General features: G+C 33.6%; 14 protein-coding genes. 6 read left to right on the forward strand and 8 right to left on the reverse strand.

Annotated features, from left to right (window positions below; translation table 11 throughout):
• Window positions 1–946: 946 nt before the first annotated feature.
• The 4 genes from IPP32_08680 to IPP32_08695 are packed head-to-tail and all read right to left on the reverse strand — an operon-like array spanning window position 947 to window position 4,186.
• Window positions 947–1,795 carry a hypothetical protein gene (locus IPP32_08680; GenBank protein ID MBL0048150.1) on the reverse strand — a complete coding sequence of 283 codons (849 nt, stop codon included), beginning with the start codon at window positions 1,793–1,795 and terminating at the stop codon, window positions 947–949.
• A complete protein-coding gene (locus IPP32_08685) occupies window positions 1,792–2,676 on the reverse strand; it encodes an AAA family ATPase (protein MBL0048151.1) in 885 nt (294 codons plus the stop codon). Before IPP32_08685 ends, IPP32_08680 begins: the two co-directional genes overlap by 4 nt.
• Window positions 2,676–3,185 carry a hypothetical protein gene (locus IPP32_08690; protein ID MBL0048152.1) on the reverse strand — a complete coding sequence of 170 codons (510 nt, stop codon included), beginning with the start codon at window positions 3,183–3,185 and terminating at the stop codon, window positions 2,676–2,678. The genes IPP32_08685 and IPP32_08690 overlap by 1 nt, the downstream gene beginning before the upstream one ends.
• A 5-nt stretch (window positions 3,186–3,190) precedes the next feature.
• On the reverse strand, window positions 3,191–4,186 hold the full coding sequence (locus IPP32_08695; protein ID MBL0048153.1) for a nucleotidyltransferase: 996 nt from the start codon (window positions 4,184–4,186) through the stop codon (window positions 3,191–3,193).
• A gap of 145 nt (window positions 4,187–4,331) precedes the next feature.
• On the opposite strand from IPP32_08695, the gene IPP32_08700 reads away from it, so the two are divergent.
• Together IPP32_08700 and IPP32_08705 are read left to right on the forward strand one after the other, a co-directional pair.
• A complete protein-coding gene (locus tag IPP32_08700; protein ID MBL0048154.1) occupies window positions 4,332–5,528 on the forward strand; it encodes a hypothetical protein in 1,197 nt (398 codons plus the stop codon).
• Window positions 5,528–6,358, forward strand: coding sequence for a hypothetical protein (locus IPP32_08705; protein ID MBL0048155.1), 831 nt, complete (start codon window positions 5,528–5,530; stop codon window positions 6,356–6,358). Before IPP32_08700 ends, IPP32_08705 begins: the two co-directional genes overlap by 1 nt.
• Before the next feature lie 84 nt (window positions 6,359–6,442).
• Here the strand turns inward: IPP32_08705 and IPP32_08710 are convergent, their stop codons facing one another.
• The 3 genes from IPP32_08710 to IPP32_08720 are packed head-to-tail and all read right to left on the reverse strand — an operon-like array spanning window position 6,443 to window position 11,246.
• Window positions 6,443–9,445 carry a hypothetical protein gene (locus IPP32_08710; GenBank protein ID MBL0048156.1) on the reverse strand — a complete coding sequence of 1,001 codons (3,003 nt, stop codon included), beginning with the start codon at window positions 9,443–9,445 and terminating at the stop codon, window positions 6,443–6,445.
• The gene (locus IPP32_08715) at window positions 9,432–10,337 is read right to left on the reverse strand and encodes a DUF4935 domain-containing protein (GenBank protein MBL0048157.1); all 906 of its coding nucleotides are present in this window, start codon (window positions 10,335–10,337) and stop codon (window positions 9,432–9,434) included. The genes IPP32_08710 and IPP32_08715 overlap by 14 nt, the downstream gene beginning before the upstream one ends.
• A gap of 33 nt (window positions 10,338–10,370) precedes the next feature.
• On the reverse strand, window positions 10,371–11,246 hold the full coding sequence (locus IPP32_08720; GenBank protein MBL0048158.1) for a hypothetical protein: 876 nt from the start codon (window positions 11,244–11,246) through the stop codon (window positions 10,371–10,373).
• Window positions 11,247–11,842: 596 nt separating this feature from the next.
• Between IPP32_08720 and IPP32_08725 the strand changes: the two genes are divergently transcribed.
• The 4 genes from IPP32_08725 to IPP32_08740 all read left to right on the forward strand — a co-directional run bounded on the left by IPP32_08725 (window position 11,843) and on the right by IPP32_08740 (window position 16,334).
• A complete protein-coding gene (locus tag IPP32_08725) occupies window positions 11,843–13,159 on the forward strand; it encodes a T9SS type A sorting domain-containing protein (GenBank protein MBL0048159.1) in 1,317 nt (438 codons plus the stop codon).
• 315 nt (window positions 13,160–13,474) lie between these two features.
• Window positions 13,475–14,584 (forward strand): hypothetical protein, encoded by a 1,110-nt coding sequence (locus tag IPP32_08730; protein ID MBL0048160.1) that lies wholly within the window; start codon window positions 13,475–13,477, stop codon window positions 14,582–14,584.
• On the forward strand, window positions 14,581–16,002 hold the full coding sequence (locus IPP32_08735; protein MBL0048161.1) for a T9SS type A sorting domain-containing protein: 1,422 nt from the start codon (window positions 14,581–14,583) through the stop codon (window positions 16,000–16,002). The genes IPP32_08730 and IPP32_08735 overlap by 4 nt, the downstream gene beginning before the upstream one ends.
• Before the next feature lie 167 nt (window positions 16,003–16,169).
• Window positions 16,170–16,334: a hypothetical protein gene (locus IPP32_08740; GenBank protein MBL0048162.1), complete on the forward strand. Its 165-nt coding sequence runs from the start codon at window positions 16,170–16,172 to the stop codon at window positions 16,332–16,334.
• Window positions 16,335–16,464: 130 nt separating this feature from the next.
• Here IPP32_08740 and IPP32_08745 read toward each other — a convergent pair whose 3' ends face one another.
• Window positions 16,465–18,249, reverse strand: coding sequence for a chloride channel protein (locus tag IPP32_08745; GenBank protein MBL0048163.1), 1,785 nt, complete (start codon window positions 18,247–18,249; stop codon window positions 16,465–16,467).
• Window positions 18,250–18,252: the final 3 nt, after the last annotated feature.

The following is an 18,252-nucleotide window of genomic DNA, read 5'->3' on the forward strand; positions in this document are numbered from 1 at the left end:
TTTTGGTTGTTTTTTGAATCCCAAAAAGTTGTCAGATTTGGAAAAAGGAGAGGAGAAAAAGTTCAATTTTCGCAGTTTTGAAAAAGGTCGAAAAAAGTGAATTTTTGTTGAAAAAATTGATGCCTAAATTTTGTCAGATTCATCAAAATGGTTTTCAAATTTTATGACATTCATTTTTGCAACTGCAATTTTATAATCTGTTTTAGTTTTTGAAATTTTTGCTTAAACACCTGAAATAAAAATACGAATAATTGAGGTAGAAAGTATTTTTTCCAAGTTCTTTAAATATTTCATGGAAAAACCATTTTGAAATTCGGAATTTATCAGCTTTTGAGCTTAAAATCGCGGAATAAATTTGTTATAAAGAAGAAATAATCTGATAAAATCAGTTATTATCAGTTATTTCCTTGAAATAATAAGTTATTTTGAGTTATTATGAGTTATTTTCTTGAAATAATAAGTTATTTTGAGTTATTTCTTGTAAATATGAGTTTTTATGAGGTTATAGCCTTGTGATAATGAGTAATATTCTAGATAATCTATGAAATATTTAGTTTGTAAATTAACAATGGCAGGTAATTCACATGTTAACCCAAATAATTTCTCAAGAAATCGGTGGAATACTCTATAAATTAAAATTCATCATTAGAATACATATAGGAAACCTTCGGAACTACTTTGGAAATAAGCGATATTGATTAAAATTAAGGGATTTAGGAAAGTAGGTAGCCTAATATTGTTAGTTTACTATGAAGGTAGAGGCTTAGAAAACTATTTAAATGGTATCGAAATGGTATCTAAATACTATGAAAAAGCTAGTTATAGCATCCAAGTGGTATCAAAATAGTATCGAAATAGCATTCAAATGGTATCGAAATGGTATGCAAATGGCATCGAAATACTAGATCAATGGCTTTCTAATCTAATACGGTTTCTTCCAGTCAATTTACTTTTCACTCCAACTTAAATTCTGTGCACACTTTGTATGTGGTGCTATTTCGTGAACTTGTTTTTTTAATCTCTCGTCATGTCCTAATCTTTGAATAAGATAGTCGTCCACCCAAATATATTTTTCCGTATTGCCGTTTCTAAGTAATTCTTCTAAAACTGGTCTTTGCTCATCATTAATTACAAGGTCATAGATTTCAAATAAAAACATTCCCTTTCCGCCACTATCCAGTGTAATTATTGGTGATTGAACTGATCCTTGAAATTTGTAATCAATGAACCTAAATTGACGCCAAGGTAAAATGTTTGTTGAAATTAGTTCTTCACAAAATTCTCTCCAAGGTGAAGTTTCTCTGTCCTCCTTTGAGTTGAACCAATCTAAAAACTCAATCACATTTAATCCTTTTACATTAACTCTTAAATCACCTTTAGCAATCCCATGCTCTGTTTCGATTAGGCGGTCTGGCTTAACTTTTAATTTCTTAAATATTCTTTCTGAATTTGGGAGTGTTTTGTAAGCCCCGCCAACTGGTTGAAAATAATTTCGTGTTCTATTCTTTACAAGTAAATACTGGTTATCAATTTTGATTGTAAAAAGATAAGCAATTGATAATCGAACTTCTGTATCTCTCAAAAGAAATTGAGTTTGAATGTAGAACCAAAGGCGTTTGATGTTTTGAAGGAGTTGGAGAAGGCCATACAACAGGATACTTCCAACTAATTCAATTGATAAATTAAAAATTGTGCTGGAAATAGAATCGTTCGGATTGGCTGGGAAAAATGTCCTGTATAGAATGAACCCACCGAAAATTATAACGACTATTAAATTTGAAAGTCTTGTTGTCATTTAATTTGTGGACTTGGCTTTATATTTTTAATTGTCTCACAAAGAACTTCAAAATTCAGCGGACTATCAGGGAAACATACAGCGATTGCTTCAGGCAAAATCTTTAAACGAACATCTGAAAAAGAATGCCCTACTTCATTGTTCCGCTCTGGACCTGTCAAGTCCGCAAGTTCTTGCAATTCTTTTTTCGAAAAATCAATTCCTTCAAGACTCAATTGAAAAAGGTCTTTCCGTTCTTGTTCGGTTGGTCTTTCAAATTCTAATATTACGGCTGCTCGTCTTATAATAGCTTCGTCAATAAAGTGAAGTCGGTTGGTGGACATGAAAATAATCGCTCTACCTTTTAACTCTCTTATTTCATCAATCTTTTGAATGAGAGTATTTACAGCAGCTTTTTCTTCTTGGTGCATTTGCATTGTCGACCGGGTTGTTGCAATTGCATCAGCTTCGTCAATGAGTAAAAAAGCTAAGCGGTTTTTGCCTGCTTGTTTTTTTACTTCAGCAAAGGCATCATTGACTAAGTTTCCCATTTGTCCGTGCAAGCCCTCGCCTCTAACCCTTGTGCTAAGTTTAAGAAAAAAACCTTCCTTTTTCAATTCTCTTACCATTCTGTCTGCAATAGCTTCTGCTGAAACGGTTTTGCCAGTCCCTGCATCACCTGCAAGAATAATGAGAGGATACCTTTCTGTAAGTTGACTGATAACCGGTAACTCCATTTTGTGATGCTTTTTGCTCCACTCTTTCAATCCCTCTTGGTCAAGCAATAGTTTTAAGTTGCCGTAAATCCTTTGAAACTTTGCTTCAAAGCCAATAAGGTTTGCTGTTCGCTCTTTAATTCCTGCATTAGGAAGTTCAAGCGTATTGTCAAAGATAGATGCCATTATTTGAAGTTTTCTTTTTTTAACTCGTATCCTTTACTTGCGTATAATTGGGCAGCTTCTTTCGAAAGATGACTGTAAGAATTGTCTATTTGTGATCGACCCCAGCTTATTTTGAAGTTATTTTCAAGCTTAAATTTCGCTCTTCCTTCCTCAGGCATTTTAAGCCAGCTATCCTTCATAGAAGCAATTATCATGAGTTTAGTATTAGCGATGTTCTGCCAGTCATTATTACCTGCTCTCTCGCTTTGAATAGCTTTTCCGTTTTCATCAACAGAATATCTTGCGGCTTTAAGCGGCTTGCTATTCGCATCAATCAAAGTGATGTCAACATATTTCAAATATTTGTTTTCAGCCCAAGCCATGATATCATTCAGATAGTTTTCAACCTCCCCGATACTTTTTTTGCCTGTCCGTGTTGCAATCATTCTAAAATCTGCACTGAAACCTTCAAAGGTTTTTCTAATATCTACAATCGTATAAGTTGTTGTGCTAGTAATTGTGGTTGACATATTTATTATTGTTCGTTTGATATATTAAAAGTTGGCCCAAAAACATGTTTCCATTCTTCAATGGTTTCTCCTTCGCCCGGTTTTGCTTGAGCTATAAAAAGCGAATCAAAAGCGTCTTTGGCCTCACTGATTACTTCTTTCCAAACTGTTTTGTCCAATTTTTTTGCAGCATTGTTTTCGTTGTTCGTTGGGTCTGCTGCATAAATTGGTGTGTCAAAGCTTGCAGGAACTGAATTAATTGCATTTTTGAATTTGAGTACTGGAAAGTTTGGGTCGCTAACGAAGCGAAAAAATCTGATAATGCCTGCTTCAATTTCGCTTTCAACTTTCTCTTCAATTTCAAGATGGGAAACTATCAACTCAATTACAAAGGACGAAAGCCCTGACTCATCATCAATTGGTTTTAGCTCCTTGTAATTTTTCCACCATTTTATTGCTCTTACTATGGAAGTGTAAGAAGCGTTCTTTACTTTTCTCTCTTGGGAGAATTCCAACTGTTTGGTTACACTGGTAACATATCGTTTACCGCCACCACCTCGCTGGGGTTGCCAAACATATTCCTTTGGTGTTGTCATTGGTACTACTGGAACAATATCCAATTCAAGTCCCGTTCCGGTAAATTTTATTTTGATTGATTTAGTATTGCCCTCGGCATCCACATCTCTTTTGATGTCCTTAGTCGGGTAGATTTCTTCAAGATATTGTACAACAAAGTCGTGAAGCTTTTTCAAATCGTCTTTCAAACTTTCGTCACCTTCAACATAAAGAACCAAGTCAACATCAATAGGGTGTTCTCCTGTCGGTTTTAGGATGGTTCCTTTCTTCCATGAACCCGCAAGAATGAATTTGGTTACTTTCATTCCTGTTCGCTTGTCTTCTTTTATTTTGGTTTCTAACTTACTCCTTAGGTTGTTAATCTGGTCTCGGTATTTCGGCATGTCCTCTTGCTTGAGTTTTATTCTGCCGATAAAGTTTTGTAATTGAGTATTAGTTAATCTCATACTGTTATATTTTATCTTTGCTTGATTCAATTTTCTAACCAGTCTTTAAAAAAAGTAATTTTGTCATTAGGATATTAATTGGTACTATCAAACTGACAAGATGACTCTGATTTAAAGAGAATTACATCTTTATATTGAAATGGATATGGCAGATAAAACAATAAAGGGGCTTGAGTGGGCTACAAAGCTAAATTCAATGGATAGTAGCTTGGCATTTGCTTCAAAAATTGGCATTCCTTCAAGTATGGATAATATTAGTAAATATGCTGGGCGTATGGATAGGTTGATGACTATAGAAGAAAAATTAAACACAAGGTTTGGAACACTCATGGATGTTTTTCAAAACAGTAAAGTATTGAAAGCTTCAGAAATTGGCACTAAGGGCTTGATGGGAGCGTTTCAAAAGCTTGCAATTCCCTCTGTTTACAGAGATTCAATCGATTCAGGGCATGTCTCATTGGCTGAATTAGCAATGGGAGTGCAAGAACGGATGTTGGGTAATTCTAGTCTTTACCAAAAACAAATGCGAATCACGGAGCAACTGGGTAAAGGATTTTATGCAGCCAATTTGTGGCAAACTCCTTCATGGGTAGACAAAATGAACGTACTCGATAAGGCAATTGAAAGAAGTAAGGTTAGATGGTTTGATGTTTATAGCTCTGCTGCACTTTCAGGCATTGAAGATATTGAAAACTCAAAAGGTTTCGAACCCAAAGATGTTGAGAGTAGCTTGGATGAAGTTTCTTCACTATTAGCTGAAAATGGAGAACTCAAGGATAAACTTGATAAGCTTTATAAATCGATTGGAAAAAACATAGCCAGAAATGGCAAAAAAAGAAAAAAGCCTAGCACTAAGGAACTTGTATCAATCCAAGAAAAGATTACAATTTTCATTCATCGAAATTTATTCAAGAATACACAATTGTCGCGGCAGAAAGTATATATATTAATTGGAGTTCTGTCTTTTCTTTTTACCGTCTTGATGGATATTTATTTGTCTGCGAATGGGAGTGCTCTATTCAACAGTCTTATTGGAGATGATGCTAATATTAAAACTTCACAACAAATCAACAAAACAAATAATTTCTACTTCATAAACAGCCCAACAAAACTTGAAAATGATTTTGTAATCTGCAATGCCAACCTTTATCTTAGAAATACATTAAAATCAAAATGCCTGGGCAGAATAGAGCGCAACACAACGGTTTTAATTCTGAGTCAGAAAAGCAATTGGTGCTTTATTGAGGCTATTATTTGCAAATTGAATAAAAAAACAAAAGTAGAAGCTGACACTGTTGTTCGAGCGTGGATAGCGAAAAAGTACCTTGACAGTTTTCAATAATGGAGGACTACTACAAAGGCTTGATTGACATGGCTCTTAAGGATGTCAAAGCATCCTATCTTCTTTATCAAAAAAGGCTTTACCCTCAATCCTTTTTCTTCTTTCAGCAAGCTTCTGAAAAGGCCAACAAGGCTTATGCGCTCTTTATCGAACTTATTTCCGAAAAAGAATTAAAGGATAAAATTCAGCATAATCAATTAAAGATTTTTCGCATGGCTACAATAAAGGAAGAATCTTTAGTTCGGGAAAAGGTGGATATTATGAACCTTAGGCCGGATATTAAAAATCATCCATTTTTAAAGGATAAAAGTATTGATGAATATCACGAGTATATAAAAAAGGGAAAAGAGTTTCATGATCAAGTTAACGAAAAAAACTTGCTTAATCTTTCAAAATATGACCTTGAGTACTTGCTAGACGGTTTAGAGGAACTCTATTACTTTAAGCTGAGAAGGAGTGAACAGCAAAAGCAACGTGTCATTGGAGAGCTTCACAGCTTCATTGAATTTAGAAAGTTTGCTTTTGTCCCTGATGAGGAAACGGAAAGCTTAATCAAATTATTGCAAACAGAAGATCATTCGAAGGTGTATGATCAGGCAGTTCAATCCGTTAAGTTTCTTATAAAATTTCAATTCATGGTTTGCACCTTTTATTTTTGCGCATTAACAACTCAAGCCCATGCTGTTCGTGCGAGATATCCAGAAGAACAATTTAATCCCATTACTTTCTATACCCGAAAAAATGCCTTAGTTGAGTATCAACCCGAATTTCTTTATTACTTGGAGAAGGCTCTACTCTTTTTCAAAAAATCCCTTAGAAGTGCAAGGTAGAATACTGAAAAACCCAATCTTAAATAAATAATACTCTCGTTACATTAGTGTGTTGAAATAAAATAAACTCGTTGCGCTAATTCTTTAAGCCGTATATTGCTTATAAACATCTCGTAAAAAGAGTTGCTGTTTAATAGCCATGTTATTGCAGAAAGCAATCGCGATTTCTTTTTGGTTGAATTTAAAAAGAAACTCAACCAGTTCCTTAATTTGATCTTGGTCAACTCCAATAATATAATCTTCAAATTTAATTTTCGGGAGAATTGCCCCAATTGACATTGCTGCTTCTAGTGGGTTTCCCTTGTCTTTCAAGAAAATAAGACCCTTTACCAATTCATGACTTGCAAAATTATAGTGAATGAACTTACACGACTCCAATAGCAGTTCCGTATAAGTTTTATTTAGCTCCGGCACAAGTTCTACAAAGTGGATCAATTCGGCTATAATTCTTTGCTCTTCTTCTTTAGTTGTATTTGTGTATTTGTTTAAAATATACTTCCATAGCGCAAATAATATTTGGTCGAAATTTTTCCTTGATAATTCATCTAAGCTCTTGGGGTAATTATCTAGTTGTCCATAAAAGCTCACATAATCTGAAACTTGTTTTGTAGTAGCATTATTCAAAAACTTTACAGTTAGACTTGTATCCGATAAGTCTTCATATCCCCATAGATAAAAGGATACTAAATGCCTTATTATACCCTGATTGTAGTACTCATTAATCCAGGATGTGTTTCCAATTGCCCTGTTATAATGAGGGTAAAACAAATCATATATCTCTTTATTAAATGGGGCGATTTCGAATAAATAGCCGTTAAAAAAAGGGAGCCAATGCTCCTCCTCAAAGCCACTGTGCTGAATAACCTGGTCAGTGATCCAATCCTTGTCCAAGTAGTAGAACAAATTAAAATACATTCCCTCTAAAATATGCCCATCTATAATTCCTCTTTTTAACGTCACTTCAAATAAATGTTTTATTTCTCCTTCCCATTTGTTGGCATCATTTTGCTTGAAAAGGTTTCTTGCTCTTCGAAGGGAATAATCAAGTAAGGCCCTTAGTACTTTTCCGCTTGTTGAATTGAGAGAATAGGTTGGATAATCCAGCTCTTCTTGGCTATTATCCTTTGATTTCAAGTTTTCAGCGAGTATTTGAAGGATTTTCTTTGCAACTGGCAATAATTTCAGGTCAAATGCATTCTTGTCATTTTGCATTCCCTCGGTCAGTAAATTTGCAATAGAACCAACTACCCATTCTGAAGATACATTCCAACCATCATTTGGTAGTAAGAGGTTTTCAGAGTAAAAATTATCACTTTTAATATAGGATAGACAATAATTAAGAATGCTTTCCCAATTAAAGCTCAATCCGTTCTTCCAAGCATTGCCAAAGGCTTTTAAAATGTGATAAGAATAGATATAATATACATCCTGAAAAATCTGTATTTCTTCAGCGAATTTTTGTGGTTCGATAGATATTGCTCTTTCTAATGTATCCGCCAACCCATCAATATTGGGTTCTTCCCATCGATCCTTTGGTTTAAATGAAGTTAGGAAATCGAAGACTTCCTGATTAGTCTTTTTAAGTAAGTTATCTAATGTTAAAGGGGATATAGAGCCACTTCGAACCTTTATCTCATCTGAAACATCAAAATGCTCTTTTGTCACTTTTAGAAGCTGAGATAATAGTTCATATTTTTCCCTAAATGGTTCCACATTTTTTAGCGCAGAATACCATCCTAGCTGCCAATATTCTAAATGCTTTTCATCATTCTCCTGAACCTCTTCTTGCTCTCCTTGTCCTATAATTTTTTCCAATATCTCCTTTTCATTGGAAGTGAAGGCAAGCTGATTTTTATCAAGCAATTCAAATAACTCTTTTCTAAATCTGTATTTTGAGAAAATGTGCGCAGAATCAGAGTCTCCAATTATTTCCCAAAACAATGATTTTGTTTCATGCCAGTTTTGTCCAATAATATACAAAACGATTCTCGTGAATAGCGGCATTCGATAACTAGTACTCTTGCAAAGCACACGCAAAAAGGCTGAGACATTATCAGGGTCTTGCCTAACCTTTTCATTTAATATATCACGAAAAAGAAGAACAAAAACACTGAGGGTTTCCTCATCATTATAATGTCTTTTTCCAAGCTTACTTATAGCGGTTACTTGCCCAAATGAAAAAATTCGATCATTATTCAGAGAAAAAATTACTCTCGAAAATGCATCAAAAATACCCTCGGTTGGTGTGTAATTAATGCCTTGATCCTTCAGGGCATCAACAAATCGTAGTTTTAATTCCCTTTCATCTAATTCTTCGAAATTAGAAATTTCTGACTTTGAAAATGAACTTTCGGCCCCCTTTGAGTTGGATAAAATCAAAAGATTTTTATCCTCAATAAAAACCTTTACATCATAAATACCTTTTTCGTCATTTACCTTTGCCGAAATACCCTCTGGGTAGTCAAATAATAGTTTTTTTATTGAATCTGCTAAATTTAAAATTAGATCATTAGAGCAACTCTTCACCAGCTTTGGTATTAAATTTTGCCTAGTAAAGACATCATTAAAATAATAAAGCTTCACCTTTGATTTGTATCGATGTTCTTTTTTTTCAACTAGTCCTTTATTATAGACTTTCGGCCTTTCTAACTGAAATAAGAAATGTAAGATGAACTCAGCTTTTAGTGCATCGTCCTTACTTGGGTTATCATTTAAAAACTTGGGAAGTAACCTAGTACACAATTCTGAACTTTGCAAAACCGATTCAAACTTTCCTGAAAACCAAACAGGAAGATATTTCAGCACATCTATTTTAACAGTCTCATTGGGAAGATTAATTAAAATTTTTATGAACAAATACCAAGTTCTATAATTATCTTTAGGGTGCTCTGAAACATTCTTTATGATGGAAATTACTTCATCAATCAATTCTAATCTCTCACCATTCTTTATTTTGATTGAAAGTTTTTCTAAATAAGTAATTGATTCCCAATAGGGCGTTTGAATTCCTTGCCCGGTATCAATCGAATCTGGGTTTTTTTCAGGGTTAAAATAACCCTCCTCTTTAAGAAAATTAAACCATCCCATTATTTCCTACGTTTTGTAAAAAATACTGATTATAGCTTTGATGCTTTTGAATAAGCATTTTAAGAATGTTGCGTTCAAATAGTGTCGGAGCTTGTTTGGAAATAATAATATCAATGTGCTTTATATTCTCAAGAAAATCCGTATCAGGACTCTCAATATTTTCAAAAACAGGGGTCTTCATTTCCTCTAATAATTCGACTTCTTTCAATCTTTTTCTTTCTTTCAGAAAATCTTGAAAGTTATCTAGAGAGGGTCTTAATAGAAACATAAGCTTACCTGCAAAAGGCTCTTCATCACAAAAAACATATTGAAGATTTACACCTTTAAAAACACCTTCCAATTGTGGGTGAAGCTCATGCTTACGTTGCTTTTCCGCACTAAAGTCTGAATAATTTATAGTTGAAAAATAGCACTCCGTATATCCCTTTGCTTTTAGGTAATGGCTGAGAGTAATAATATTTACAGTATCTCGAAAACTATCTTCCGTGTGATTCGGAGCCAAGCAGTCGAAATTTCTTTTGATTGCATCATTATAAATATCATGATTTTCATATGCTATTTCGGAATGAGTTTTAAATATAGCATCTACCCTTTCTATTCTTTTTGTAATAATTTCCTCAACAACATCTGGTTGATATGCAGAAACAATATCGGAGATTCCTCTAAAAGAACTAATTACATTTTGGTTTAATGATTTTATGTGCTTTATGATTTCGACTGTTTTTTTTACTTTATTTCTATCCCACTCACGAATTATATTTTCGGGGACAATGTGCGTTAAGTGTTTGCCTTCGATCCAATAACAAATTTCCTCAAAGACATTGTTGTCATTATGAAGATCTATTTTTATCAGGCCCAACCAAACACAAGTATCGAGTGTGATATATTTCATTTATTTGAAAATGGGTATAGCCTGGATTTGAACTTAATCATTTTGGTTAGGGATGCAAATATTTGCCGCCCCAAAAGAAAGCTTACTAAAGTAATTTGTATTGCTGGATTCTGTATTTGTAAGAAAAAAAGGAGCTGAAGCACTTAAAACTAAAAGCGCCGGAAAAGCAATTTTAGGGTATTTTATAACGGCGATTGCAGTCAATACACCCGCAACAACTAAAACAAATTTTTGGTTTTCTGAAAACTTTGATGATGATATAGACTCAAAAACACGGTTCATGTTTTCCTGAATTTTGGCTCTCTTACTTTCTTCAAACTCAACAGGTGCAATAGAGCCGTCATATAAACCAATAAAAATATTATTTTTAAAATCACCATTACCCACAATTAATGCTCTTGGCATTAATATATTTTTACCTTCAAACAAATAAGAGTCTTGGGATTCCTTTTGGTCTTGAATTGATGTTTCGGTATGCAATAACTGCATCATAATATCCTCAATAGAACCATTTCCCTTTGTAGGATGTGAGTGAAATTTTAACGGCAAATTGTTGGAGGCGAATATTTTTTTTAATTCTTCAAAATATTCCTTCGCATCTGGAATGTAGGCATTTTTCTTTGTTAATATTCTTCCGTCTTCATCTCTATGTTCCTTATCCTCAATGGCATTTCTCAAGTACTTCACATGACGGATTAAATATACCTTCTCATTCCCAATCACTTTTGGCTCTGCCCAGAATATTCCACCAATTTCTTCCTCTGCGAGATAATGATTAATTAAGTTCTTAACTATAGATTCTTCGTAAACAAATCTGCAAGGCGTTGTTAAAAAATATGTTTCCGTTCCTTTATGTTTTTTTGTTTGAAGAAAATCGTCATCGAAAAGTTGCTGTATAAAATTTTTCATCTGTGTTGCTTTTGATTTTACAAAGATAGATGGTATGTACGTTCCAAAATTATTTTTTTAGTTTACATTTTTTTTATACCACTTACTTTGATTTTAAAAGACGGCATCTCATTGATAATGATAAATTAAGAGAATTTGAACATTTCTGTTTTATCTCAATTTGTGCTTTTAAAACTACAGATTTAATGTAATTCTAAAAAGTTATTTTCTTATTTTTCAAAGTCAACAAATAGATGGCTTTTTGTAAAAATATAATAATGACTCAGAATAATATCGTTTTTTTGAAACAATATTTATACTTGACGCATGAATTAAATAGGCAAAACAACTTGGTAATTTAAAGGCCTGTATATTTTACATTATATTTTCAAATATGAACGTAAATCAGCAATTACCCATATATCTTCTATAAAATGGTTCAATATTTCGTCAACAGAGCCCACACAAAGAAACGGGAATGAGAGCATTAACGATTATTCCCGCTTTGCTTTTCTTCATTTTGTTTCTGTTTCTCGTTCTTTAGTGAACTGTGTTTCTTGTAAGCTACTTCAAATCAACCATTTTTGACTACTTTTGAATACATACCAAAAATGCAAATGCTCTCAAAATATTATATTCTCAAAAGTTTTATTGGCTTTGTTACGCGTAATGCACTACTATTTTTATTATTTTTTTGCACCAAACTAACAGCCCAAATAACCTATTATACTCCTATCGATTCTATTAGAATTGACAGTACTGATTGGGGTTTTGAAAAATACAGTATTATTAAAGATTCTATTGGCACAGATGGTTTATTTTATAAAGGTGTTGGTAATTATTACAACAACAATAATCCTACACAAAACAATTCCTGGTTTAAAAGTTCAGAATATGATATTGATAAAAGAAAGATAAAATATCGAGTGTGGAATGAAGTCAACGGTGTTAGAAACTATTTCCTTAATGAGAGATTCGCTTATAATGGGAAAGGATTAAAAACTCATTATTCAAATTCAACAATTAATAGGGAGCAAGACACAAGTTGGATTTACACTGATTTTGATAGTCTACTTTCAATGACCTTCATAGACCATGATTTAATTAATAACATTTCCAAAGGGATAAAGTATGACTATGCTTATGATAGTGACAATAAACTATCTCGAATGATTCCAACTATTTTATCTTCAGGTGTCTGGGTTCAGCAATGGGAATTCAATTATTATTATGGGAATGGTGGCAACTTACCGGAAACACTTTTAGTAAATCACTTAGGAATTCAATATCAACGCGATCTTTCTTATAAAAATATAAGCGGTAAGGATTCATTAATTATTAAACAGCTCAAAGACCAATCAACAAATTTGTGGACTACTAAATATTCACATGAGTATAGCTATGATACAGTTGGAAGGCTCATACGTCATATGGAATGGTATGGCCCCCCTGCAAATTTGGAATCTGAGTCTGAAGAAACATGGATCTATAATAATAATAACCAACTGTTAAGAAGGCAGTTTATATATTACGGTGGTGGAGGAAACAGTACTGCTTATACCTATTACTCAAATGGTAGGGTTGCAACATATTATTACGGGAATGGTGACTCAATGGGGAATTACGATTACGAAGAACATAATTATCGCTATCTTCCGGTTAGTTTGCCCTCATTAAATGCTTTTGATTTTTTGATTTATCCTAATCCGGCTACTGATAATATTGAGATTTTGATAAACATCGAACAAAAAGGAATTTGCACTATCAGGCTGTTTAATAGTTTGGGACAAGTTGTAATTAATCAGCTTACTGAATTGCCATCAGGAAACTCAAGTGTTCACATTCCATTAAATTCAATTACAAAAGGACTTTATCTTATTGGAGTTGATTTTGGCAAAAGTACCCTGACAAAAAAATTAAGCATAATTAAATAATCCGCACTTTTCATTCGCGTTAGAAACGTGAATGACAAAAGGTAAGTAGAACTTGTAAAATGTTAAGTAGTTATGCGTTGCAAACGCGGACGAGTGGGGGAGGTAATTTCTAAGAATAAAGTTAAACGGAAAGGACTTAAATATAGGGATAAGTTAATCTCCTTAAATCTTCAAATGTGAATTTTAAGCAGCAATAACCCCTATATCTTCTATAAAATGGTTTGATATTTCATCAATAGCTTCTCACTACAATTCTTTTTCTTGGGTTTGTAGCTGAATCTTTTTAATATCTTTATAGTAACAAACTCTCTAAAAGTGCGCAAAATAATATTCTGCCTTGCTTTTCTATTAAATTCACTGAACACTAACGCTCAAATTAAATTTCTGCGGACAATCGGTGGTGGTGGTAATATCTCCGGCACCTATTTTTGTCTTTGTCATGATAGTGGCTATGCTGTCTGTGCAGGTTCAGCATTCGGAATCAATGTAATTCGATTTGATAAATATGGAGATACACTTTGGACACGGTTGGTTAAAAATACTATCCTTACTTCAACAAACTTTTCATCTCCAAGCTTCATAATACAAACGAAAAATCATGGCTTTGCAATTACTAGCAGGGAAGATGACGCAGCTAGATACTTTCTCTTAGATTCAACAGGTGCTTTTTTAAAAGAAAAGGTATGGGGTGGAGAACAATATTTAGGCACCTACTTTGAACTCCATGGCTTAGGCTATGTGGTTAGCCAAAGAGGAACAGATTGCTGCCCTTCTGACCCTCATGGGTCTTATTTTAAAATGGATACTTCGGATAACTTGATTCTTTATCACTACCTGAATGAAGGTAGTTGTGGGGTTAACTCTTTCATAAAATCAAATGATGGTGGATATGTGACTGTTGGTACTTCAGATGTTACAGATTCTTCCTTTATTACTAAATATGAAGGTATTGGTGGTCCTTGGAAAACTTTTGTTGACGGCACCCCGCTTACAGTGATTGCTTTGTCTAATTCAAATTATCTCATTAATGCCTATTGGCAAGACTCACTAATGCACTACCACTATGGTATTATACTCACGGATTCTCTGGGAAATACAATTTGGAAAAAAGACGTGGCATATGCTTATGGTGCAATTATGGCAGAAGTGACAACTCCCGGCTTAGAGGGCTATGCCTTGTTATTGAGAGATAGTAAACCAAATTCGAACTGGGAAAACAAACAAAATTCTTTCAAATTAATTAAGACTGATACATTAGGAAACATTTTATGGATAAAACGTTTCGAAGGTGAATTCTCTGAAAGTGGAAGTGCAATGATTGCTTTGAAAGATGGCGGTTTTGCAATTGTTGGTACAACTACAAATTATGGTCCTTTCACAAAAATTATATTCTTGAAGACAGACTCAAACGGAAACACACAATGAAAGATATTGTAAAATTCATATTTTGTTTCTTATTCTCAGCTTCTTTAAACTGTGAGTCCCAATCTTTATTTCAGCGATACTATTCCGGTGCCAGCGATAATTTCCAAAGCGATATTGTCGCGCTATCGGATAGTGGATTTTTATTAGCGCGTCAAGCAATTGAAAACCGAAGTGCATTTTTTCAGCTCATACGGCTCAACCAACAAGGTGATACTTTATGGACAAAGTCTGACTATGATACTATTTTATCCACCTTTTACTGTATTGTTCCCGCTGGTAATGGAAACTATTATATCGGTGGGACATTCCTACCGGACTCACTCCCTCAATATGGAGTGGTTGCAAAAATTAACGATTCAGGAAACCTACTTTGGAAAAAGGAATTTAAAGATTCAGTAACTACTATAAGACAAATTACACTTCTGAAGGATGGTGACCTCCTGCTAAGTTCTGTTTTTTGTAAAAATCCATACTCGCCCCGTGAAAGAAACATCAGGGTTGACTCACTTTTCAATATCAAATGGGCAAAAAACCTAGGCGAATATAATACCCCTGCAGAAGTTAAAGAAGAAATTAATGGCAATTTGCTGATATCTTCAATAAGATACGGTGGAGGTTCCTCCATAAGCTTCCTTGACTCAAATGGCAATAGTACAATTGGAATTTACCCTACTTGCTATGTATATCGATCTGCATTCAAGAAAAATGCATTTTGGAAGAATAATGATACCCTGATTTCAATACTCACATATTGGCCAGGTCTGCCTAACCAGAACACTCAAGCAGAATACATACTTACAGAAATTAATCAAAATGGACAACCTCTACCCTTTAAGGTGATAAATGATTCTCTTTTTGATTTTGTGACAATGATTGAGCGGTTACCAAATAAGAATTTTGTTGTTTGCGGAAAAAGAATTAAAAATTTTTTTGAATCAGAAATGGTCGTGGTGCTCTTGGATTCTTTATACCACACCATATGGGAAAGATCCATTCACAATTATCCTATTGAATGCGCAATCGCTACTAAAGTTACTCAAGATAATAGAATAATTTTACTAGGATCCTATGATACCTATTTTCATACGCTTCATGGCTTTTCAATCACAGCTATAGATTCTACAGGAAATATTATTGGAATTCAAAATACTTATGCCAATAACCAACAAAATTGGATGGTTTTTCCAAATCCAGCTGTAGACGAAATTCAATTCCAATTTTTGGGAGAAATTCTGCAACAAGATAAGTTATGTCTTACTATTTACAATTCAATTGGGCAGTTGGTTCATACAAAAGAAATTCAAAAACTTTCATCCAAAGTATCAACTCAAAAATTGAATTCCGGCTATTACTTCTTCAAAATTGAAAGTATTTCAGGAAAGCATTTTGCAAGTGGAAAATTTTCGGTTGAAAAATAAAATCATTTTCTCCTTTACTAACAAACACCCTTGGTGAATATATATTTTTGGATAAAATGGTTTATTTCTTTTAAGATGTTATAAATAATTTCAAAGCAGCAATAACCATAATATTTTATGGAAAATGGTTCGATATTTCATCCATGAAGCCTACAAAAACAGAATGAGTGCGAAAAGTAATTATTCTCTTTTTGTTTTTTCTTATTCTCATGTTTATTCGCGCATTGATACCTTACTATATTGAAGAATTTATACTTGTTAAAAGAATTAAATCAGAACTGATTAAGTTCGATTTTAGTCCGGTTGGCTCCACAACCTTTAACCGTAAGTAGCTATTTATTAGTTATTTACGGTTTTTGTTTTGTGTGTTTTCCCCACATTTCCCAGTATAGTTCTTTATTGTCCTTTTATGTAAACTTGCAAGTTCTCTATTGAAAACATTTGTTTAACCTTTTACTAAAATTAGGCAATGGTTCCTGCTTTTAATTTTGCTCTGTAGCTTGAAAACACACTCGACTTAGAAATGAAACCAATGTATAAACCATTGTCAATAACCGGCAAATTCCAAGCTCCGGTTTCATCGAATTTTTTCATTACCGATTCCATTGTTTGAGTAGACGATAGCAGTGCCGGTGGGTTGGTCATTAATTCTTTGGCTGTTACTTTAGAGTACATATCATTCTTAAACATTATATCGCGGATATTATCAAGAATGATAATACCTAACAATTTATTTTTATCATTGGTAACAGGGAAAATATTCCTTTTAGATTTAGAGATAATTTCAACTAAATGGCCCAAAGTGTCATCGGGATTTATTTTTTGAAAATTGGTTTCGACCAAATTCGTTGTTCGAATAGTTGTTAAAATATTATGATCTCTGTCATATGTGAAAATTTTCCCGCTTTGACCTAGCTTTTTAGTATCCATTGAATAGGTTTCAAAGTATTTTGAAATTGCATAACTGATGGAAGAAACAATCATTAACGGAATCATTAAAGTGTATCCTCCTGTTATCTCTGCGATTAAGAATATTGCGGTAAGTGGAGCATGATAAAGACCACTGAGTATTCCGGCCATGCCAACAAGTGTGAAATTGCTTTCAGGCAAATTAGTTAGGTGCAAGAGATTTAAAAGGTGTGAAACAAAGAATCCCAGGTAGGAACCAACAAAAAGAGCTGGGGCAAAATTTCCACCATTTCCGCCACTTCCTAAGGTTAAGGCAGTTGCTATGGCTTTTACAAATATTAAAACTCCAACCATTACTAAAACAAACCATTCATTGCTTTTATAATTTTGAAAAAAACTATGGTCCAATAAATTCTGCGGTTTTTGCATTGCAAGCATTTTAATGCTTTGATAGCCTTCGCCAAAAAGAGATGGAAAAATAAAAAGTAAAAATGCTAAAGCGATTCCACCAATTGCTACATTTAAATAAACTGAGTTAATAGATTTACTAAATAAGCCTTCTATTTTGCTAAAAACTCTGGAATGATACACTGAAATTAAACCGGCAAGCAAGCCTAAAAGAATATAAAACGGAACATTGTTATAATTAAAAGGTTGCTGCAACTTGAAGGATAATAAAATATTATCTTGAAGAATAATTTCAGAAATAAGAGCACCGGTTGCTGCAGAAATAATGAGTGGTGTAAATGCTGAAATACTAATATCAATAAGTAAAACCTCAAGGGCGAAGAGGACTCCTGCAATAGGAGCATTAAATGCTGCCCCGATACCGGCAGCAATTCCGCATGCTAGCAATAAGGTACGTTCTTTATAATTAAGATGATAAGTTTTAGAATAATTTGCCCCAAAGGCAGCACCAGTTATCACAATGGGTGCCTCTAGCCCTGCAGACCCACCAAAGCCAACAGTTAATGAACTCGTTAAAATTTGAGCATACATTTGTTCTTTGGGAACAAAACTTGATTTTTTTGCAATTGAATAATGAATTTGAGAAATACCTTTATCTAATTTCCCTTTAAATATTCTCTGCACCAACCACACTGTTAGGAATATCCCCAAGGTAGGTAGTGCAATAAAAATATATTTGTTATGCCCAAAATGATTATAGGTAGCAGCCACAAAAATATAATGAACGAATGTTTTTAAAACAATTGCAGCTAGTCCGACGGAAAGGCCAACAAGAACGCTCGATAACAAAATGAATTGTTTCTTATTGAGACGTAATTGTGTCCATTCAATAATTTGATGAATTCTTTTTATTACCTGAATAAATCTCATTGG

The organism is Bacteroidota bacterium (genome assembly GCA_016721765.1).
Classification (GTDB): Bacteria; Bacteroidota; Bacteroidia; order UBA4408; family UBA4408; genus UBA4408.

Excerpts from the sequence above, each read along its gene's own strand:
- IPP32_08680 (MBL0048150.1), bottom strand. The coding sequence starts at position 1,795 with ATGACAACAAGACTTTCAAATTTAATAGTCGTTATAATTTTCGGTGGG.
- IPP32_08685 (MBL0048151.1), bottom strand. The coding sequence starts at position 2,676 with ATGGCATCTATCTTTGACAATACGCTTGAACTTCCTAATGCAGGAATT.
- IPP32_08690 (MBL0048152.1), bottom strand. The coding sequence starts at position 3,185 with ATGTCAACCACAATTACTAGCACAACAACTTATACGATTGTAGATATT.
- IPP32_08695 (MBL0048153.1), bottom strand. The coding sequence starts at position 4,186 with ATGAGATTAACTAATACTCAATTACAAAACTTTATCGGCAGAATAAAA.
- IPP32_08700 (MBL0048154.1), top strand. The coding sequence starts at position 4,332 with ATGGCAGATAAAACAATAAAGGGGCTTGAGTGGGCTACAAAGCTAAAT.
- IPP32_08705 (MBL0048155.1), top strand. The coding sequence starts at position 5,528 with ATGGAGGACTACTACAAAGGCTTGATTGACATGGCTCTTAAGGATGTC.
- IPP32_08710 (MBL0048156.1), bottom strand. The coding sequence starts at position 9,445 with ATGGGATGGTTTAATTTTCTTAAAGAGGAGGGTTATTTTAACCCTGAA.
- IPP32_08715 (MBL0048157.1), bottom strand. The coding sequence starts at position 10,337 with ATGAAATATATCACACTCGATACTTGTGTTTGGTTGGGCCTGATAAAA.
- IPP32_08720 (MBL0048158.1), bottom strand. The coding sequence starts at position 11,246 with ATGAAAAATTTTATACAGCAACTTTTCGATGACGATTTTCTTCAAACA.
- IPP32_08725 (MBL0048159.1), top strand. The coding sequence starts at position 11,843 with ATGCTCTCAAAATATTATATTCTCAAAAGTTTTATTGGCTTTGTTACG.
- IPP32_08735 (MBL0048161.1), top strand. The coding sequence starts at position 14,581 with ATGAAAGATATTGTAAAATTCATATTTTGTTTCTTATTCTCAGCTTCT.
- IPP32_08745 (MBL0048163.1), bottom strand. The coding sequence starts at position 18,249 with ATGAGATTTATTCAGGTAATAAAAAGAATTCATCAAATTATTGAATGG.